The 19,674-nt window shown below is 72.6% G+C and carries 17 protein-coding genes; 11 read left to right on the top strand and 6 right to left on the bottom strand.

Going from position 1 to position 19,674, the window contains the following annotated elements; all coding sequences use genetic code 11:
- A partial coding sequence (locus STRAU_RS34565) for a type ISP restriction/modification enzyme (RefSeq protein WP_037663856.1) occupies positions 1 to 499 on the top strand: 499 nt, incomplete at its 5' end.
- On the opposite strand, the gene STRAU_RS34560 is transcribed toward STRAU_RS34565, so the two are convergent.
- The gene (locus STRAU_RS34560; RefSeq protein WP_037663850.1) at positions 496 to 1,275 is read right to left on the bottom strand and encodes a TetR/AcrR family transcriptional regulator C-terminal domain-containing protein; all 780 of its coding nucleotides are present in this window, start codon (positions 1,273 to 1,275) and stop codon (positions 496 to 498) included. The two genes, STRAU_RS34565 and STRAU_RS34560, sit on opposite strands and share 4 nt — an antisense overlap.
- 101 nt (positions 1,276 to 1,376) lie before the next feature.
- Between STRAU_RS34560 and STRAU_RS34555 the strand changes: the two genes are divergently transcribed.
- Positions 1,377 to 2,351 (top strand): daunorubicin resistance protein DrrA family ABC transporter ATP-binding protein, encoded by a 975-nt coding sequence (locus STRAU_RS34555; RefSeq protein ID WP_016645064.1) that lies wholly within the window; start codon positions 1,377 to 1,379, stop codon positions 2,349 to 2,351.
- Positions 2,348 to 3,130, top strand: coding sequence for an ABC transporter permease (locus STRAU_RS34550; RefSeq protein ID WP_016645063.1), 783 nt, complete (start codon positions 2,348 to 2,350; stop codon positions 3,128 to 3,130). The genes STRAU_RS34555 and STRAU_RS34550 overlap by 4 nt, the downstream gene beginning before the upstream one ends.
- Positions 3,131 to 3,357: 227 nt before the next feature.
- On the opposite strand, the gene STRAU_RS34545 is transcribed toward STRAU_RS34550, so the two are convergent.
- The 3 genes from STRAU_RS34545 to sigK all read right to left on the bottom strand — a co-directional run bounded on the left by STRAU_RS34545 (position 3,358) and on the right by sigK (position 5,200).
- A complete protein-coding gene (locus tag STRAU_RS34545) occupies positions 3,358 to 3,630 on the bottom strand; it encodes a hypothetical protein (RefSeq protein WP_037663848.1) in 273 nt (90 codons plus the stop codon).
- Between the two features lie 116 nt (positions 3,631 to 3,746).
- Positions 3,747 to 4,562, bottom strand: a complete 816-nt coding sequence (locus STRAU_RS34540) for an anti-sigma factor (RefSeq protein ID WP_016645061.1) — start codon at positions 4,560 to 4,562, stop codon at positions 3,747 to 3,749.
- A complete protein-coding gene (gene sigK / locus STRAU_RS34535) occupies positions 4,559 to 5,200 on the bottom strand; it encodes an ECF RNA polymerase sigma factor SigK (protein WP_259300067.1) in 642 nt (213 codons plus the stop codon). Before sigK ends, STRAU_RS34540 begins: the two co-directional genes overlap by 4 nt.
- Before the next feature lie 243 nt (positions 5,201 to 5,443).
- Here sigK and STRAU_RS34530 point away from each other — a divergent pair, with 243 nt between their 5' ends.
- On the top strand, positions 5,444 to 7,099 hold the full coding sequence (locus STRAU_RS34530; protein ID WP_078621702.1) for a serine/threonine-protein kinase: 1,656 nt from the start codon (positions 5,444 to 5,446) through the stop codon (positions 7,097 to 7,099).
- A gap of 7 nt (positions 7,100 to 7,106) precedes the next feature.
- Here STRAU_RS34530 and STRAU_RS34525 read toward each other — a convergent pair whose 3' ends face one another.
- Entirely contained in the window at positions 7,107 to 7,928 is an 822-nt protein-coding gene (locus STRAU_RS34525; protein ID WP_037663842.1) for an SGNH/GDSL hydrolase family protein, read from the bottom strand.
- Between the two features lie 233 nt (positions 7,929 to 8,161).
- Here STRAU_RS34525 and STRAU_RS34520 point away from each other — a divergent pair, with 233 nt between their 5' ends.
- The 6 genes from STRAU_RS34520 to STRAU_RS34495 all read left to right on the top strand — a co-directional run bounded on the left by STRAU_RS34520 (position 8,162) and on the right by STRAU_RS34495 (position 16,937).
- Positions 8,162 to 8,605: a hypothetical protein gene (locus STRAU_RS34520; RefSeq protein WP_016645057.1), complete on the top strand. Its 444-nt coding sequence runs from the start codon at positions 8,162 to 8,164 to the stop codon at positions 8,603 to 8,605.
- Positions 8,606 to 8,609: 4 nt separating this feature from the next.
- Positions 8,610 to 9,713 carry a GNAT family N-acetyltransferase gene (locus STRAU_RS34515; protein ID WP_016645056.1) on the top strand — a complete coding sequence of 368 codons (1,104 nt, stop codon included), beginning with the start codon at positions 8,610 to 8,612 and terminating at the stop codon, positions 9,711 to 9,713.
- 430 nt (positions 9,714 to 10,143) lie between these two features.
- On the top strand, positions 10,144 to 10,959 hold the full coding sequence (locus STRAU_RS34510; protein ID WP_037663840.1) for a glycosyltransferase family 2 protein: 816 nt from the start codon (positions 10,144 to 10,146) through the stop codon (positions 10,957 to 10,959).
- On the top strand, positions 10,956 to 11,981 hold the full coding sequence (locus STRAU_RS34505) for a glycosyltransferase family 2 protein (protein ID WP_016645054.1): 1,026 nt from the start codon (positions 10,956 to 10,958) through the stop codon (positions 11,979 to 11,981). The genes STRAU_RS34510 and STRAU_RS34505 overlap by 4 nt, the downstream gene beginning before the upstream one ends.
- The gene (locus STRAU_RS34500) at positions 11,978 to 12,781 is read left to right on the top strand and encodes a polysaccharide deacetylase family protein (protein WP_016645053.1); all 804 of its coding nucleotides are present in this window, start codon (positions 11,978 to 11,980) and stop codon (positions 12,779 to 12,781) included. Before STRAU_RS34505 ends, STRAU_RS34500 begins: the two co-directional genes overlap by 4 nt.
- A gap of 88 nt (positions 12,782 to 12,869) precedes the next feature.
- Complete coding sequence (locus STRAU_RS34495; RefSeq protein ID WP_016645052.1) at positions 12,870 to 16,937, top strand: lipopolysaccharide biosynthesis protein; 4,068 nt, start codon at positions 12,870 to 12,872, stop codon at positions 16,935 to 16,937.
- 45 nt (positions 16,938 to 16,982) lie between these two features.
- On the opposite strand, the gene STRAU_RS34490 is transcribed toward STRAU_RS34495, so the two are convergent.
- Positions 16,983 to 18,419: a GH39 family glycosyl hydrolase gene (locus tag STRAU_RS34490; RefSeq protein ID WP_016645051.1), complete on the bottom strand. Its 1,437-nt coding sequence runs from the start codon at positions 18,417 to 18,419 to the stop codon at positions 16,983 to 16,985.
- 140 nt (positions 18,420 to 18,559) lie between these two features.
- Between STRAU_RS34490 and STRAU_RS34485 the strand changes: the two genes are divergently transcribed.
- Positions 18,560 to 19,654 carry a DUF5925 domain-containing protein gene (locus STRAU_RS34485; RefSeq protein ID WP_016645050.1) on the top strand — a complete coding sequence of 365 codons (1,095 nt, stop codon included), beginning with the start codon at positions 18,560 to 18,562 and terminating at the stop codon, positions 19,652 to 19,654.
- Positions 19,655 to 19,674 lie beyond the last annotated feature (20 nt).

Below are 19,674 nucleotides of genomic sequence, written 5' to 3'. Positions count from 1 at the left end.
GTGGCTGCACCTGCGCGGGGCGGGCGGCGAGCGGCCCAGGCTGCCGGGCGGGCGGCGACCCTATGTGCGGGCGCCGCTGCCCGCGCGGCCCGCCGAACTCGCCTACGCCCCCGACGAGGAGGCCCTCCTCGTGGGCGGGGACGGGGGCGGGGTCGTCTCGCCGGTGCCCGCGGGGGCCTGGGACTTCCGGGTGAGCGGGGTGCGGGTGCTGGAGCTGTGGTTCGAACGGCGGGTCACGGCCCCCGAACCAGGAACCCTGGAGGCCATCCGCCCGGCCGCCTGGCCCCAGGCGTGGACCTCCGAACTCCTTGAGCTGATCACGGTGTTGGCGCTCCTCGCGGAGGAGCCGCCGTTCTCCGTGGGGGCCGACGACGGCCTGATCACCGCCGTGGAGCTACGGGCGGCCGGGGTCCTCCCGGTGCCGGAGCGGGCCCGGCGTCCGGCGTCGGTGCTCGACCACCACGAGGAGGGCCCGGAGGGCCAGTTCGCCCTGCTCTAGGGCCTGTCCGGGGCCGAGGCGGAGCACGCGACCGGCTGGCCGAACGCGCCGAGCACCCGCCGCATCATCCGCTCGAACACCTCGTCCGCGTCGGCCGGCGCGCCCGTGTCGGCGAGGACGCGCGCGAGCCGCGGATAGGCGCCGCCCGCCATCTGCTGGGCCAGGTAGGCGCCGCGCGCGGCCTGTTCCTGCTCCTGGGACCACGGCAGTGAGCGGCTGCGTTCGGCGACGGCCAGTTCGTTGGCGACGCTCGTCATGACCGCGCCGTTCACCGCGGCGACGAGTTCCAGCTTCGTGCCGTGCGGGGCGTCCAGCGGCTCCAGGACCGCCAGGCAGTGCTCCAGATAGCGCAGGGCGTTGGGGCTGAAGCCGTGGACCGACGACATGACGCGGGCCAGCCACGGGTGCCGGTGCATGATCGCCCGCGTCTGCCGGGCCAGCGCGAGCATCCGCGCCCGCCAGTCACCGTCGGAGCCGTCCGAACCGTCGGAGTCATCGGGGGATGCCTCGCCGGAGAGGTCGTACTCGCCGCTGACGGCGTCGACCATCAGCTCGTACAGGTCCTCCTTGCGCGGCACGTAGTTGTACAGCGACATCGTGCCGCAGCCGAGTTCGGCCGCGACCCTGCGCATGGACACCGCGTCCACGCCGTCCGCGTCCGCGATGCGCACGGCCGCGGCCGCGATGTCGGCCCTGCTGTGGGCGGGCCGCGGCCCGCGGCCGGTGCGCTCGGGTCGCGCCCAGATCACCTGAGGTTCGGCCGCTCGGCCTGCCATGCCGTGGTCACTTCCTGCCGTGTCGTCGGTTTCCGCCGTGTCGTCGGCCCTGCCCATCATCCTAGTTACGTACAGCGTACGTAGTGAGGTAGCGTGCCGCCATGACTTCTACGTACGCTGTACTTAGTGAGGGTCTGGAGAAGCGCTACGGCCCCGTCCACGCGCTGCGCGGCCTTCATCTCGCCGTGCCCGAGGGCACGGTGTGCGGGCTGCTCGGCCGCAACGGCGCGGGCAAGACGACCGCGGTGCGGGTGCTCACCACGCTGGTGGCGCCGGACGCGGGCGTGGCGCGGGTCGCGGGCCACGACGTCGTGCGCGACCCCGGTTCCGTGCGCCGCCACATCGGCGTCACCGGGCAGTACGCCTCGGTCGACGGGGACCTGACGGGCCGGGAGAACCTGCGGCTGTTCGCGCGGCTGCTGCGGGTGCCGCGCGCGCGGGCCGACGAACTGCTCGAACGCTTCGAGCTGACGGACGCGGCGGAGCGGCCCGCCCGGACGTACTCGGGCGGGATGCGGCGCCGGCTCGACCTCGCCGCGAGCCTCCTGAAGCGGCCCCGCGTGCTGTTCCTGGACGAGCCGACGACCGGGCTCGACCCGCACAGCCGGAACGGCATCTGGGAGGCGGTGCGGGCGCTGGCCGACGAGGGGACGACGGTGCTGCTCACCACCCAGTACCTGGAGGAGGCCGACCAGTTGGCCGACTCGGTCGTGCTGATCGACGCGGGCCGCGCCACGCACGTGGGCACGCCCGCCGAGCTCAAGGCCGGACTCGGCGGCTATGTGGACGTGGTCGTCGGCGAGGACGCGGCCCTCGGCGACGCGGCGGCGGTGCTCGACCGTCTCGCGGGCGCACGGCCCGTCCTGGACGCCGGGCGCCGCCGGGTGACGGTCAGCGGCACGGACCCGGCCCTGACCCTGCCGCGCGTCGTACGCGAGCTGGACGCCCGCGGTGTCCCTGTCGTCGACGCGAGCCTGCGGCCGCCGACGCTGGACGAGGTGTTCCTGCGTCTGACGGGCGGCGACGCCGACCTGCCGACCGAACTGCCCGACGGCTCCGAGGAGAGCATCGCGTGAACGTCATCCTCCACGACGGCGCCGCCGTCCTCGGCCGGCACCTGCAGCGCGTCCGGCACGCCCCCGCGATCCTCGTCATGACGCAGACGATGCCGATCGTCTTCCTGCTCTTCTTCGGGTACGTCTTCGGCAGCGCGCTCGCCATGCCCGGCGCGGAGTACCGGACGTTCCTCGTGCCGGGCATGCTCGTCGCCACCGCCGCGAACGGGATCATGACGGGGATGTTCACCGCCGCGCAGGACTCCCACCGGGGCGTCATGGACCGTTTCCGTACGCTGCCCATGAGCCGGGCCGCGGTGCCGCTCGGGCAGGCCGCGGCCGATCTGCTGACCACCGCCGTCGGGCTCGTCCCGCTGCTGCTCGTGGGCCTCGCCATGGGGTGGCGCGTCGAGGGCGGGGCGCTCGGGGCCCTGGGCGCCGTCGGACTGTTGCTGCTCTTCCGGTTCGCGACGACCTGGGTCGGGATCCTGCTCGGGCTCGCCTCGGGGAGCGAGGAGGCGGCGGGGCAGCTCGGCAGCGCCACGTTCGTGCTGCCGCTGCTCTCCAGTGCCTATCTGCCCACCGAGGGTCTTTCCGGCTGGCTGCGCACGGTCGCCGAGTGGAATCCGATCAGCGCGGTGGCGACGGCGGTGCGGGATCTGTTCGGCAACGCGCCGGTGCCGGCGGACGCCGCCTGGCCGGTGGCGCATCCTGTGGCCGGGTCGCTCGCGTGGTCGCTCGCGCTGCTCGTGGTGTGCGTGCCGCTCGCCGTCCGGCGTTTCGCGCGCGGTGGGCGGTGATCACCAGGGGCGCCGGGAGCCCGGTCCGCGTGGTTGGCCTGCGCGCCCGAGCGTGGGAGTCACCGGCGGTGCGGGGTGGCCGGGAGAAGGCCCCGCTGCCGGGAGCGGGCGGGCGATTGCCGCCCGGGAAGTGAGGGGGGGTGGCCCCTGCCCCGGAAGGGCGGGGGCGGAAAAGAACCGCCGTGCGACGGACGCCACCGGCCGAGGCGAGGGGCGCCCGCGCCCGGTCAGTGACTGCCGAAGAGCGAGCGGCGCAACCTGCGCAGCGGCGCGAACAGCGAGACCCGGCGGACCCGGGCACGCCTGCCGCTACCGCGGTCGTGCGCGGTGCCACGCGAGGTGAGCTCGCGCATCAGCAGCGTCGCCTCGGCCGACTCGCGCTGCGGGACGGCGGGACCGCCCAGCACCGAGAGATGACGGTCGAGACGCGAACTGCTCGCGCCGCTCCCACAAGTGATCGCAGGGACCCTCGCCCTGCTGCGCACCGTTATCTGTTCCATGTCACTCCCCACCCGTACGAGGGCACCCGGCCCAGGGCAGGTTAACCCTATCGCCCCACCATGACACTCGTGTATCCCGGTCGCAGGATTCACCTTCCCCGCAAGGAGGTTGACGATTACTCTCCGAATCCAACTGATTCCAGGGTGAGTTGGACAACCGGCGCGGTGGTGGGGCGCCCCGAGCCGCGCGCGGGTTCGACGGTCACAGCGAGTGATCCGGCACGCGCGCCGAGATCGTCCGCGACGACCGGTGTTTCGCCGTCGAGAAGGCCGAGCGAGCGGGGCGCCGCCCCGGCGCGCAGCTCCCAGAGCTGGTGCGCCCGGCCGCCGGGCGGCCCCTCCAGGCCGGTGGCGGTCACCACGGCCTGTCGCAGGGAGCGCGAGGCGACGACCCCCAGGCCGCACCCGCGGACGCCCCGCGCGTCGGCGGCGCGGGCGTCCGGCGCGGCCAGGACGTGGGCGATCTCACGTGCCATTGCGCGCTCCTCGTCGAGGCGGTCATCGGTACGGACCAGGGCGAAGGCGAGGAATCCGGCCGCGACGAGGGCGAGCGCGGCGGCGGACGCGGTGAGCGCGACGAGAACACGGGCACGGGCAGGAGTGCCCCGGGCGTTCCGCGCCCCCGCGTCCGGCACGGGCTCCGGCGCCTCCTGTTCGGTGGCGCGGACGGCCGTCAGGATCCGCTCCCGCAGGTCCGGGGGCGCCGGTACGGAGGCGGCGCGCGCCAGGCGCACGGTGTCGGCGGCGAGCGCGCGCACCTCGTCGGTGCAGCGCGGGCAGGTCTCCAGGTGCCGCTCGAAGCGCCGTGTCTCGTCCGGGTCGAGGGCGTCGAGGGCGTACGGCACGGCGAGGGAGTGCGGGGTACGGCCGATGCGCAGGCCGCCCGCGTACTCCCGGACGCGGTCGAACAGGCGGATGCCCGTGTGTCTCATGCGGCGGCGCCCGGACAGTCGCGCAGCCGCGTCAGGCCGTCCCGCATGCGGGTCTTGACGGTACCGAGGGGCAAGGAGAGGCGCCGGGCCACCTCGCGGTAGGTGTAGCCGTCGTAGTAGGCGAGGGTCACGGCCTGGTGCTGGAGGTCGGTGAGGCGCTCCAGGCAGCGGCGCACCCACTCGCGCTCCGGGCCGCCCTCGGCCTCCTCGGGCTCCTCGGGCTCCTCGGGCTCCTCGGCGGCCTGGTCGGACGCGGGCGGCCCGGCGCGCTCGGCCGCGCGCCGCTCCCGTTCGCCGACCGCGTGCCGCTCCCGTTCGCCGGCCGCGCGGGCGCCGCGCACCCGGTCGACGGCTCTGCGGTGGGCCAGGGTCAGGATCCAGGCCAGGGCGGTGCCGCGTGCCGGGTCGAAGCGGGCGGCGGTGCGCCACAGTTCGAGGAGGACCTCCTGGGCGACCTCCTCCGACTGGGCGCGGTCGCGCAGGACTCTGCGGACGAGTCCGTACACGGGCCCGGACACCAGTCCGTACAGGTCCTCGAACGCCTTCTGGTCACCGCGGGCCACCAGCGGCAGCAGTTCGTCCGCCTCCATGCTTCCCGGCCCCTCCTTCTCCTGCTCCCCCGTCCTCCGGGCGCCCAATTCTGGACGTGCCGGGGATCCGGTGCGAGACCCCGGGCCGGATCGGTGCCGGAGGAGCGCCTCCGGGTTCCGTGCGCGGTGTTCGCCCGCAGGTGCGGATTGGTGTTCAAGGGGGCTGCAACCGCGCTCGGTTGAGCTACTTTTGTGGAGAATCGCACGCCTGCGAATGGGGGGCTCGTGACCGGCGAAGCACGAGTGATCGCGGGGCGCTACCGCCTCCTCGCACCGCTCGGTGAGGGCGGCATGGGCACCGTGTGGCGGGCCCGTGACGACGTCCTGGGCCGTGAGGTCGCCGTGAAGGAGGTGCGCGCGCCCGCGGGCCTGCACGCGAGCGACGTCGACCGGCTCTACGCCCGACTTGAGCGCGAGGCATGGGCCGCCGCCCGTATCCCGCACCGCAATGTCGTGACGGTGTACGACGTCGCCATGGAAGAGGGCCGGCCCTGGATCGTGATGGAGCTGGTGCGCGGCCTGGCCCTGGCGGACGTCCTGGAGGCCGAGGGGCCGATGACGCCGCAGCGCGCCGCGCACATCGGCGCCGAGGTTCTGGGCGCCCTGCGCGCCGCCCACGACGCGGGCGTGCTGCACCGCGACGTCAAGCCCGGCAACGTACTGCTGTCCAATGACGGCCGGGTGGTCCTCACCGACTTCGGGATCGCGATGGTGGAGGGCAGCTCGGCGCTCACCATGACCGGGGAGGTCGTCGGCTCGCCCGAATTCCTCGCCCCGGAGCGCGCGTTGGGGCGGACCCCGGGGCCGGAGTCGGATCTCTGGTCGCTGGGCGTGCTGCTGTACGCGGCCGTGGAGGGCGTCTCGCCGTTCCGGCAGGACACGCCGCTGAGCACGCTGCGCGCCGTCGTCGACGAGGAACTGCCGCCGCCGCGCCGCGCGGGGCCGCTGGCTCCGGTCATCGGAGGGCTGCTCCGCAAGGACCCGGCGGAGCGCTCGCCCGCCGCGGACACCGAGCGCGATCTGCGGCTGGTCGCGGAGGGCCAGGCGCCGCGCGCGGAGGCGTCGTTCCTGAATCAGCCGACCATCACCGCCTACCCGCACCCCGACCCCGCGCCCCCGCCTCCGCCGCCCGCGGGTTTCGCGGCGGGCGCGGGGACCGGCGGCACCCCGCGGCCCGGCACCACCACGACCGTCGCGTCCCCGGCCCGCTCGCGCCGCGCGACCGCCGTCCTCCTCGCGGGCCTCACCGCCCTGGCCCTGGCCATCGGCGGCATCACGTACGCCCTGGTGAACGACGGCGGAGGCGGAGGCGGCAGCAGCGGCGGCGGGGACGACACCGCCCGGCCGGGCGGCGGCAGCGGCAACGGCGGGAGCACCGGCGGAGACGCCACCGGCGACGGCGGGGGCGGCGGGAGCGACGGCGGGTCCGGCGACACGGGCGGCGGAAACGGCGGATCCGGCAACGGGGGTGGCGACAACAACGGCACCGGCGGCAAGGGCGGTTCGACCGACGGCGGGTCCACCGGCGGCGGCGGGAACGGCGGCACCACCACCCCGGCGCAGTCCGTGCGCGTCTCCGTCTCGGCCCACCGCGGCTCGTACAGCGGCCCGTGCCCGCCGCCGCCCGCCGAGGCGCCGTCGTTCACGGCGACCTTCACCGTGGGGCGCGTGCCGGTGGACGTGCGGTACCGCTGGGTCACCGCCGAGGGCGAGTCGAGCGACCCGGGCTGGAAGACGCTCTCGTTCCCGTCGGGCGGCGGGAAGACCAGGCAGGTCAATCACGTCGAGGTGCCGTCCTGGACGGATCCGGGAACACACCGCAACAGCATCCACGTCGAGGTCCGCTCCCCCGCCAACATCACGTCCCACGCGGTCGGTTACTCGGTGACGTGCGAAGAGGAGGAGCCCACGACCGGCGGGGGCTCCTCCTCGACCTACGAACCCTGATGTCGCGTCAGGAGGCGGCTCCGCGGAGGACCGGGAGGTAGCCGCCGGACTGTCCCGCGGCGGTCGGGTGGTACGACTCGCCGATGTTGCCCCAGTTCACACTGTGCAGCCATGAGTCGCCGGAGCAGATCTCGTGCCCGGAGAAGGTGGTCGTGACGTCGCCGAAGGTGAAGCCGTGGTCGGCCGCGCGCTTGGCGGTGGCGGTGTTGAGGTGGTCGGCGGCACCGTTGATCGCGCGGCGCTCGCCCTCGGTCAGACCGGCCAGGCAGCTGCCTCCCAGCTTGTAGAAGCGCGGATAGCCGAGCACCACCACGCGGGCGGACGGCGCCTTGCCCTTGATCGCCGAGTAGACGCGGTCGAGCTGGCCGGGCAGCGTCGAATCGACGTACGCCTTGGCCTGGTTGACGCGTGCGACGCAGCTCGACTCGGACTGCAGGACGCAGGTCGTCATGACGTCGGCGAAGCCCGCGTCGTTGCCGCCGACGGAGAGGGACACAAGGCCGGTGCCGGAGTTGAGGGGCCCCAGCTGGTTGGCGACGACGTCACCGGTGCGCGCGCCGGAACACGCCGTGAAGCTGAAGCTGGCGGGCGAGTTGGCGGCCGCCCACAGCGCCGGGTAGGCGCGGGTGCTGCGTTTGCAGTCGCCGCTGCCGCTGTCGTAGTTGCCGGCGCCGAGGCCGGAGGAGTAGGAGTCGCCGAGCGCCACATAGGCGGGGGCCGCGGCCTGGTCGTTGCCGGAATCCGCGTGGGCCGCGGTGACCCCGGTGAGGGTGCAGGCGGCGGCGAGGAGGAGCGAGGAAGCGTATGCCGTGAATCGGGACAATCTCATGGAACCTCCCTTAGCAGGATTTCTGCCTCGACAGTGGTAGCACGCAACACACGTCGTCGATAGTGTGCATGTCAATCAATTCTTCAGTAATTCCTTTGCCCACCCGGAGAGTTCACTGATCGGACGACAGTCCGACAACGAACATCTCCACAGACCCTCCGCATCTTGACGATTGCCTCGGACTGGGCCACATTGAAGCCCGGCATCCGGCGCTTCAGGGGGCAAAGTCGCCCATGCAGACCATCAGCACCAAGTCAGCGTCATCCGGGGCGGGACGGCCCGGGCAGGACCCTGGCAGAGGCCCGCGCGCCGTCGCGTCCGCGGACCTGACACCGCTGCTCGCGGGCGCGGCCGTGGCCGCCGGATGCGTGGGGGCGGCCTTCGCGCTGCTCGACCTCGCCTCGCCCCTGCGCGCCCCCTTCGTGCTCTTCTTCCTCCTCGCCGCCCCCGGCTTCGCCCTCTCCCACTGGCTGCGGGGGCTCGACGGGTGGAGCCGGGCCGTGGCCTGTGCCGGCGGGGCGCTCGTGCTCGACCTGATCGTCGCCCAGGCCATGCTGGCCCTGCACGTGTGGTCGGTCCGCGGCGGTGTCGCGGCGATCGGCGGGGTCAGCGCGCTCGTCTTCCTGTCGGCACTGGCGCGGCGGCTGCGCCACCGCGCCCCGAGTAGACGGACTTGATGACGTGGAGATCACCGTGTACCGCCCGGGCGAGCTCACCGCCGCCGACCGGGTGGCCTGGGCCGCCATGCAGTCCAAGGCTCACCTGAACGGCTCGCCCCACCTCTGCAACCCCTTCCTCGCACCGGAGTTCACCCTCGCCATGGCGAAGGTGCGCAACAACGTGCGGGTGGCCGTCGCCCGCGAGGAGGGCGAGCCCGCCGCGTACTTCGCGTTCCAGAGATCCAGATCCGGCGTCGGCCGGGCCGTCGGCCTGGGCATCTCCGACTGCCAGGGCCTGGTGCACCGCCCCGGCTTCGCCTGGGACGCGCGCCGCCTCCTGCGCGACTGCGGGCTCGTGATGTGGGAGTTCGACCACCTCGCGACCGGCCAGGGCCCCTTCGAGACCGGCGCGTCCGGCTCCTTCCCGTCCCCGGTCATGGATCTCGACCAGGGGTACGAGGCGTACCTCGGCCAGGTGCGGGCCCGCTCCCCCAAGTTCCTCCGCTCCACGCTCGCCAAGGCCCGCCGGCTCACCCGCGACCACGGCGGGATCCGCTATGTGCACGACGAGCGCGACCCCGAGGCGCTGCGCACGCTGATGGGCTGGAAGTCCGCGCAGTACCGCAGGACCGGCCGCAGCGACCGCTTCGCGCACGACTGGATCACCCGGCTCGTGGACCAGCTCTTCCACACCCGCACCGACACCTTCGCGGGCGTACTCTCGGTGCTGTACGCCGGGGGCGCGCCGATCGCCGCGCACTTCGGTCTGCGCAGCGAGCGCGTGCTCGTGAGCTGGTTCCCGGCGTACGACCCCGATTTCGCGCGCTACTCACCGGGACTGCTGCTGCATCTGCGCATGGCGGAGGCGAGCGCCGCCGACGGCATCGCGCATCTCGATCTCGGGCGTGGCCAGAAACGGTACAAGGATTCCCTGAAGACACGCGAAATCACCGTGTCCGAGGGGTGGGTGGCGCTGCGCCACCCGATGGCTATCGGCCATCGTGCGCACCGGGCGCCGGTCCGGGCGTTGCGCAACACCGTCGTAGGCCGACCGGAATTGTTCGGTCCTGCAGATCGCCTGCTCAAGCGCCTGGGAAAGATCAGAGTCGGGCACCGGAAAGAGTAGGAAGCGCACAGTAAACGCCAAGGAACGGCGCCGGAGAACGTCAAAAGAACGCCAGGGAACAGCGAATCGGACACCCTCACGGTGTCCGGTATGGACGGTCAAATATCCGAAAACGTGAGACCCCGTTCCGGGTCTTGCCATACGGTCGCAAGCATCAATACCGTCGTACATCCACCCGCATCGGTTCATCGACAGTCGGTCTAGGGGAGGGCTCAAGGCCGCGATGGTTCGGCGCGGGGCGCGGTAGGGGGGTGCCCGTGTCCGGTGATCGAGTTTCTGCCGGGTCACGTGCCGCGCAGTTATGCCAGCTCGATCGGCATGCCCGGAGATCCATTCCGCCATGACCGATTGAGAATCCCCCCTTTCGAACCGGATCCACAACCGGACCGCCCGGGGGCGGGCGGTCCACCGGACGAGAGGGATCAGACTCGTGAGTTCAGTAGTGCGCCAGGTGGGATTGCCTGCCATTCCCAGCCAGCACGAATACCGGGCGGTTTCCACGCATCTGGCGATCGCGCCACCGGTGAGCGTCGTGATTCCCGCGATGAACGAGGCAGAAAATCTTCCGTACGTGTTCAAGACACTGCCGGAATGGATCCATGAAGTCGTCCTGGTGGACGGAAACTCCACCGACGACACGGTCGCCGTGGCCCGTGAACTGTGGCCGGAGGTGAAGGTCGTCCGCCAGCTCGGCAAGGGCAAGGGCGACGCGCTCATCACCGGCTTCGAGGCGTGCACCGGCGACATCATCGTGATGGTCGACGCGGACGGCTCCGCGGACGGCCACGAGATCGTCAGCTACGTCTCCGCGCTCGTCTCCGGCGCGGACTTCGCCAAGGGCTCCCGCTTCGCCAACGGCGGCGGCACCGACGACATGACCTTCATCCGCAAGCTCGGCAACCACGTCCTGTGCTCCGTCGTCAACGCCAAGTTCGGGGCCCGTTACACGGACCTGTGCTACGGCTACAACGCGTTCTGGCGGCACTGCCTGGACAAGATCGAGCTCGACTGCACCGGCTTCGAGGTGGAGACCCTGATGAACATCAGGGTCGTCAAGGCCGGGCTCAAGGTGCAGGAGATCCCGAGCCACGAGTATCTGCGCATCCACGGCGTGAGCAACCTCAGCGCCGTGCGCGACGGTCTCCGGGTGCTCAGGGTGATCCTCACCGAACGCTCCAACAAGCGCAGGAAGCAGCAGAGTTCACGCACCGCGTCGCTGCCGCAGCACCGGGGAGAGGTTTCTTGATCTCCATCTCGGTGGTCGTCTGCGTGTACACCGAGGACCGCTGGGAGGACATCCTCGCGGCGGTCGCCTCGGTGCGCGCGCAGTCCCACGCGGCCCACGAGACCCTGCTCGTGGTCGACCACAACACACCGCTCCTGGACCGCCTGGCCAAGGAGTACAAGGAAGTGCCTGGCGTGCGGGTGCTCGCGAACGCGGGCCCCCGCGGCCTGTCCGCGGGCCGCAACACCGGCATCGCCGAGTCCAGCGGCGAGATCATCGCCTTCCTCGACGACGACGCCGTCGCCGAGCGGGACTGGCTGCGCCGCTTCGCCGAGGGGTACGAGGACCCGGAGGTGTTCGCCGTCGGCGGCCGCACGCTGCCCGCGTGGGCCTCCGGCCGCAGACCCGCCTGGTTCCCCGAGGAGTTCGACTGGGTCGTCGGCTGCATGTACCGCGGACATCCGACGGGCCGGGTGCGGGTGCGCAACGTCCTGGGCGGCAACGCCTCCTTCCGGCGCACCGCCTTCGAGATCGCGGGCGGCTTCGCGAACGGCATCGGGCGCGACGGCGACAAGCTCCCGCTGGGCGGCGAGGAGACCGAACTGTGCATCCGGCTCGGCCGCGCCCGGCCGGACGCCGTGCTGCTCATCGACGACCGCGCGATCATCCACCACCGGGTGCCGACGGCCCGGGAGCGCTTCGGCTACTTCCGCACCCGCGCGTACGCCGAGGGCGTCTCCAAGGCCCTGGTGTCACGAAGTGTGGGCGCGGAGAAGGGACTTGAGTCCGAGCGGCGGTACACCACCCGGGTGCTGCCCGCCGGCGTCGGGCGCGGCCTGCGGGACGCGCTGCTCGCGCGCCCCGGTGGCGCGGGCCGCGCGGGGGCGATCGTGACGGGAGTGCTGGCGGCCGCCGGTGGGTACGTCGTCGGGAGCGTCCGCGCGCGCCGCGCGGGCGCGACGTTCTCCGTCGTGGACGTGACCGGCGCCACGCCGGGGCCGGGAGAGGCTGGGGGCGCGGCGGGTGGGGAGGCCGCGGCATGAGCACCGGAGGCATACCGATCTTGATGTACCACTCGATCGCGCGGCTGCCGAATGAGGCCACGCACGAGTTGTCCGTCTCGCCCGAGGCGTTCGCGGACCAGATGGAGGTGGTGCGCGCGCTCGGCTGTACGCCGCTCACCACCGCCCAACTGGCATGGCACTGGCGTCATCCGGGGCGCCCGCTGCCGACCCGGCCGGTCCTGATCACTTTCGACGACGGCTATGAGGGCGTGCACCGGCACGCCCTGCCCGCGCTCGCCCGGCACGGTTTCGCCTCCACCCTGTTCGTCGCCACGGGCTGGCTGACCGGGAAGTACGACACCGGCGGCGGCCTCGACACCATGCTCGGCTGGGCCCAGGTGCGCGAACTGGCCGCGGCCGGCACCGAGATCGGGGGACACAGCCACACCCATCCGCAGCTGGACCAACTCGACGACGACGCACTCTGGTTCGAGCTGGTGCGCTGCCGTGAGATCCTCGCCGACGAACTGGGCACCCCGCCGGTGTCGTTCGCCTACCCCTACGGCTACTCCAGCCGCCGGGTGCGGTGCGCGGTCCGCAGTGCCGGGTTCGCCCAGTCGCTCGCCGTGGGCAACGGCCTCGCGCGGCGGGGTCAGGGGCCGTACGCGCTGCGCCGGGTGACGGTGCGGCGCTGCACCGGCCTCAGCGAGTTCGAGCGGCTGCTCCTCGGCCGCTCGGTCGCCCGGTCCTTCGCCAGGGACCGGGTGCTCAGTAAGGGATACGCCATCGTTCGCCGAGCCCGACAAGCCCGCCGGAAGGCAGCTCTTGCCCGTGTCTGAGACGTCCACCGCACAGGCAGAGGTCACTGTGACCGACGCAGGGACCGGCGGCGCGCCGTCGTCCGGCACGTCCGGCAGGCCGCGAAGAATGGGGCTTTCGAAGGCGGGGAAGGGCGGCGGCAACCCGCTGTTCCGCAACGCCTACGCGCTCATGCTCAACACCGGTATCTCCGGGCTGCTCGGCCTCGGATTCTGGCTGGCCGCCGCCCGGTACTACTCGGAATCGGCGGTCGGCCAGGGCTCGGCGGCCATCGCGGCGATGAAGCTCCTCGCGGGCATCACCGCCGTCACGCTCATGGGCGCGCTCGCCCGCTTCATCCCGGTGGCGGGCCGCCACACGGGCAAGCTCATCTTCCGTACGTACGCGGGGAGTTCGGTCGTCGTCACCTGCGCGGCGCTGATCTTCCTGTTCACGCTGGACCTGTGGGGGCCCTCGTACCGCTTCCTGCACGGGCCGCTGGCCGGGATCGGCTTCGTCGGGGCGGTGGTGGCCTGGTCGCTCCTGACGCTCCAGGACGGCGTGCTCACCGGGCTGCGCAGCGCGCTGTGGGTGCCGGTGGGCAACACGGTGTTCTCGGTGGTCAAGCTGGGGCTGCTCATCGTGATGGCGGCGGCCATTCCCACGGCCGGGGTGTTCGTGTCCTGGGTGGCCGCCATCGCCTTCTCGGTGGTGCCGCTGGGCTGGCTGGTGTTCCGCCGGCTCGTGCCGCGCCATGTGCGGGCCACGGAGGGCAGGGCCCGGCCGCCGTCGCTGCGCGAGCTGGGCCGCTTCCTCGCGGGCGACTACACGGGTTCCCTGTGTTCGCTGGCTGTCGTGTACCTCGTTCCGGTGATCGTGGCCGCGCAGGTCAGCTCCGAGGACAACGCCTACTTCTACATCGCGACGACCATCGGCGGCACCACGAACCTGCTCGCCATCAACATGGGCGCGTCGCTCACCGTCGAGGGCGCGCACGACCCGGCGCGGCTCGCCGCCAACACCCGTGCGGCGCTCCGCCGGATGACGCGGATCATGCTTCCGGTCTGCGGTTTCCTCTTCCTGGGCGCGCCGTACATCCTGCGCGTGTTCGGCCAGGGCTATGCGGACGCGGCGACCCCGCTGCTGCGCTGGTTCGCGGTGGGCGCGGCGCTGCGGGTCGTCATGGAGACGTACTTCGCGGTGCTGCGCGCGCAGAGCCGTACGTCCGGTCTCGCCTGGCTGCAGGGCCTGTTGTGCGCGCTCGTGCTGGGCCTGACGCTGATTCTGCTGCCGCGGATGGGGCTGACCGGGGCGGGGGTCGCGGAGGTCTGCAGCCTCGCGGTGATCGTGGCGATCGCGGCGCCCAAGCTGTACGCGATCACGCGCGTGGCCGGGGCGACGCCCGCCGACCGTGCGGCACCCGACGGCGACCTCGCCGACCTGGGCACCAAGGATGTGCCCGCGTCGCGCACCCCCGTGTCGGGCACGGAGACCGTGCGGCTGGGCACCAAGGGCGAGGGACGCCGGCACGGCCCCGCGTGGGCGCTGCGCGAGTCCCTCGACTCCGACACACTGCAACTGGCGGTCCAGATCGACCTGGACCATCAGGAACGCCGCCCGGACGTGCGTCCCGGGCCGACGGCACGGGGGCCCGTGGGGGCGGGCGAGGGGGACGACATGCAGGGTCACCGGCCGACGTGGGCGGCTTCTGGCGGGGCGCCTGCCGCGGCTTCCGGCGGGGCGCCCGCCGCGGTGGCGCCGGAGGCGGAAGGAGTGGACGAGGCGGCGGGGTCCGCCTCGTCGGGGCCGAGCACAGCGGTGGCCGAGCCCGGCGAGCAGAGGTCCGGCTCGGCCGAGACCGCGGCTGCGTCCGCCTCTGAGTCCGCGTCCGCCTCTGAGTGCGCGTCCGAGCTCGTTGGCACGGGTGATGCGAGTGGTGCGGCCGGTGCGGCCGGTGCGACCACTCAGGATGCGCCGGACGGGGCGGACGCGGCGGACGACACGGCGGACCCGCCCGCCAAGGCGTCCTGGCCGACCGTGGCGCCCCCGGCCCCGGTCGTCGTCGCCGTGCCGGTCACGGGCCCGAAGTCGCCTGCCCCGGACGCCGGTTCGGCCGGCGCGACGCCGCCCGCGGCCGGTCCGCCCGCCGCCGCTCCCCCGGCCACGGCGCCCCCGCGCACGTACAAGAGCCCCCGCAAGACCCTCGTCCTCACCGCCCTGCTCATCGCGGCCCTCGGCCTGTACTGGGTACCGGTGTTCGGGCTCGGCGAGGGCGACCTCGACCGGATGGGCGGGCTCGGCCTCGTCTCCGTGCTGCCGCTGCCCACCCTCGCCGGGGCCGCGCTCCTCGTGGGCGTGTTCGCGTCGCTGCTGTGGCTGGAGCGGCCGAACCGATGGCTGCTCCTGCTGACCCTGATGGCCACCGTCGTGTCCCTGCACGCGCTGCCGGCCGTGATCGAGACGGAGCCGCGGTTCGCGACGGCCTGGCAGCACCTGGGCTTCATCGAGTACATCGACCGGACCGGCACGGCGGTGCCCGACCTGGACGCGCGCTGGAGCTGGCCCGGCTTCTTCGCCGCCGCCACGTTCGTCGCGAAGGCGTGCGGCGTCTCGGACATGACCGAGGTCATCCGCTGGTGGCCGACGGCGATCCAACTCCTCTACCTGGCCCCGATGCTGCTGCTCACCCGCTCCCTGCGGGCGAGCTGGCGGGCCAAGTGGGCGGGCCTGTGGATCTTCGTCCTGAGCGGCTGGGTCGGCCAGGACTACTTCTCGCCGCAGGGCTTCACGTATCTGCTGTACATCGCGTTCGTGGCGATCCTGCTCGTGTGGTTCCGCGCGCCGCGCGTGATCTGGACGAAGCGGCGCCCGGGCGAGGCCGAGGTGGAGCCCGCGAACCGCCGTCAGCAGGCGGTGCTGCTCCTTGTCCTCCTGGGCCTGTTCGCGGGCACGGTGCCCGCCCACCAGCTGACGCCGTTCGTGATGCTCGGCGTCCTGACGGTGCTGGTCCTGGTGCGCCGCTGCGAGTTGCGCGGGCTGCCCCTGCTGTGCGGGGTCATGGTCGCGGTCTGGCTGGGCTTCTTCGCGGAGCCCTACTGGTCGGGGCACTTCGACGAGCTGTTCGGCGGGGTGGGCGGGGTCGGCGGCAATGTGTCGTCGTCGGTCTCCGGCCGCATCGAGGGCGGCAGTTCGACGCACAAGCTCGTGCTGTACGTGCGCGTGGCCCTCGCCGGTTCGGTGATGGCGCTTGCCTGCTGGGGCTGGCTGCGCCGGCGCGAGCACAGGTACCGCGAGGTGTCGCTGCTCGTCCTGACCTTCGTGCCGTTCCTCGGTTTCGGCATGCAGAGCTACGGCGGCGAGATGGCGCTGCGCGTCTTCATGTTCGCGCTGCCGGGCGCCGCGCTGCTCGCCGGGCTCGCGCTGTTCCCGCGCACCGGCGTCACCGCCAAGGAGCGCGACCGCGACCGGGTGAGCCTCGCGCCGCTGGCCGCGCTGCTCGCGGGCCTCGTCCTGATCGGCGGCTTCCTGGTGGCGCGCTGGGGCAACGAGCCCTTCGAGCGGGTCAGGACCGGCGAGGTCGCCGCGATGGAGTACGTGTACGCGCACGACGACCCGACGGCGCGGCTGCTGTGGATGAGCAACGACACCGTCACCAACGTGACGCCCGCGATCCCCTGGGGCAAGCAGGACGCCGAGAAGGTCGAGTACGTGCCCACGCTCGCGCCGCCCGACCCGGTCCTGGTGTCCGGCCTGGTGAAGGCGCTCAAGGACGCGGGCCCCAACTCGTACCTGATGATCAACCGCAGCCAGACCGTCTACCTCCAGATGGACACCGGCTATCCGGAGAACTGGGACACCCGCCTCACCCGCAACCTCGACCGGCGCCCCGAGCTGAAGAAGGTCTACGCCAACGCCGACGCGACGCTGTACGCCCTGCGCGCGCAGCCGGCCGGCCCGGTCCCGAAGGCGGACCCGGGGCCGCCCGGGCCGAAGGTGACGTGGACGCCGTGGACGGTGGTGGGCGCCCTGGCGGTGCTCGCGCTGATCGTGCTCCTCGCGGCGCGCGAGGCCGTGCGGGTCGCGGCCGCGCCGAGCGTCCGGCAGCAGCGCTGGCTGCAGAGCAGCTTCTGGTTCTCGCTGCCGCTGCTCGCGGTGTTCGTGGCGTCGCTGATCCAGCGGTTCCTGACGATGGCGTAACGGGACGCTGGGGTGAAGCGGAGCAGGGCAGTGGGGTGAAGTGGCTTATCGCGTGAGCCACTTCACCTCGTACCCGGCCATGTCGAACCGCTTGCCGTCGACCTTCGCGCTGATCTTCCGGTCTCGCGTGTTCACCACGAGGACGGTCTTGTCGTCGGCGAGGACGCGTACGTTCGGTACGTCGTCGGCGGCGACGGACACCTTCTCGTACTGCGTGCCGGGCGGGAAGGCGTCGGCGAAGCGGCCCAGCAGGCGCAGTATCGGCCGTGCGCGGCCGCCGTCCGGGAGCTGCGTGGAGCTCCACAGGCAGCCCGCGCACTTCTCGCCGCGCTTGTCGCCGCGCTTCTGCGGGTTCCAGTAGAAGCCGCTGGTCGCGCCGCCGCGGGCCATCGCCATCAGGCCGGAGGCGTGTACGGCGACGCGGTGCGGCTCGGACCAGTCGTCGCGGTTGTCCTGGCTGTCGCCCGGCTCCACGTAGTACTCGGCCCACCACAGCGGCAGGCCGCCGGTCCGCTCGCGCACCCAGCGGCTGACGGCGGTGAGCTTGTCGGTGGCACGGAACTCGTCGGGCAGCAGTTCGTCGTCCTCGGTGTAGCTGGAGCCGTCGACGACCACGAAGTCGGCGCCCACCTTGTGCTCGTTCCAGTAGTCGAAGGCGTCCAGGGCGCGCTGCTCCAGGCGGCCCCAGGGGCCCGTGACGGTCTTCGACGCGTTCTCGGTCTGGCGCGGGTGGAGGCTGTCCATGGGGAGATAAGGGCCGCCCACCTGGATCTTCTCGTCCACCTTCTTCAGGGCGTTGTGGACGAGGTTGTAGAGCCGGGTGTAGCCCTCGTAGTCCCAGCGGCCCTCGGCGCTGTTCCAGAAGCCCTTGAACTCGTTCCAGACGATGAAGTGCCGTACGTCCGGATAGCGCTTGGCGACGGTCGCGGCCAGGGCCGCGTAGTCGTCGAAGTGCTCGGGGCGGGGCGCGGTCTCCAGGGCGGCCTGGCTCCAGTTCGTGCTCTCGGAGCCGGACTTGCCGCCCTTCATCCAGTCCGGGGCGCAGCACAGGGTGACGACCGGGGTGCCCTTGGTGGCCCGGATGAAGTCCATGCGCTGGTCCATCGCCTCGAAGTCGTACCGCCCCTTGACCGGCTCCGGGTTGCCCGCGCCCCAGCCCATGATGTGCTGGATCTGCGGCAGCGGCCTGGGCTGGTCCCTGAGGAGGCCCTCGGCGCGGTCGACGGCCGCGGGCTCGCCCTCGTCGGCGCTGTACTGGGTGTGGGTGAAACCCCAGCCGACCCGCGGGTCGGGCGCGCCGGGCGGGCGCGCGGGGGTGCCGTGCACCTTGTCGCCGTCCGGGGTCGTGCCCGCCGTGCCGCCGCCGTCGTCCTCGGGCAGGGCGAGGACGGTCACGACCAGGGCCAGCGCGGTCAGACCCACGCCGATGAGGGCGGTGAGACGCCACCGCCGCGCATCCGTGGTCCACTCATGACGTCCCATCAAGGGTCAGAGTAGCCGCGTGCCTCGTCGGTAGGAGGGGTTCCGCTCGACCGCCGTCGTGTCGCCGGGCGGGGTGGCGCGCCACGGCGCACTGGGGAAACCGCGTGCACGAGGGCACATGCGTGACGGATCATGGCGGCATGTCTGCGAACCCTCAGGACGCCCTGCCGATCCGGCTCAACGTCGACGACAGCGACTCCCCGTCCGACGTCGTGGACGCGCTGTTCCTCGGCCGCTTCGCCACCGGCGAGCAGCCGTTCTCGCACAGCGCCAACATCGACCGCGTCAAGCCCGGCTCCGCGCTGCTCCCACCGGGCGCGACGGTGCTGCGGGCCGCCCGCGACGACGACCGCAGCGCCACGCTCGCCGAGGGCGACGGGTGGACGCTGCTGGTGTCCCGCTGGAACCGCGGCGCGGACGTCACGGTCACGGCCACCACCGCGGAGCTCGCCGAGGAGGTCCTCAAACAGGCCACGGACGGGGCGCAGGACGAACCCGAACCGCAGCCGGAGAACGTCACCATGGGGTTCTGGTACGTCTCGCCGCGGCGCGGGCCGCACCGTACGTCGCGGCAGATCTCCGCGGGTACGTGGGAGGAGGTGCGGGAGAACTACACCGCGCCGGTGGCCGACGCCATGGACAAGCTGATGAAGACGGGTCCGGAGGACATCTCCGGGCGGCTGCTGCTCCTGCACGGGCCGCCGGGCACCGGCAAGACGTCCGCGCTGCGGACGCTGGCGCGGTCGTGGCGGGACTGGTGCCAGGTGGACTGCGTCCTGGATCCGGAGCGGTTGTTCACCGACGTCGGCTATCTGATGGACATCGCCATCGGGGAGGACGACGGCACGGCGAAGGGCCGCTGGCGGCTGCTGCTCCTCGAGGACTGCGACGAGCTGATCCGCGGTGAGGCCAAGCACACGGCGGGTCAGGCGCTCTCGCGCCTGCTCAACCTCACCGACGGGTTGCTCGGGCAGGGCCGCAATGTCCTCGTCGGTGTCACCACCAACGAGGACCTGGAGCGGTTGCATCCCGCCGTCGTGCGGCCCGGGCGGTGTCTCGCCCGGATCGAGGTCGGTCCTCTCACCCTCGCGGAGTCCGTCAGCTGGCTCGGCGCCTCCGAGGGGGTGCCCCGGGAGGGTGCGACCCTGGCGGAGCTGTACGCGCTGCGCCGGGGGTCGTCCCCGACCGCCGTTCCGTCCGCCCGGGACGGGGCCGACGCGGGCCTGTACCTGTAGGTGGCTTTCCTGTCCCGCCC

Source organism: Streptomyces aurantiacus JA 4570 (genome assembly GCF_000414115.1).
Classification (GTDB): domain Bacteria; phylum Actinomycetota; class Actinomycetes; order Streptomycetales; family Streptomycetaceae; genus Streptomyces; species Streptomyces aurantiacus_A.
The sequence above is the reverse complement of the archived record's forward strand: the minus strand, read 5'-3'. Positions and strand labels throughout refer to the sequence as shown.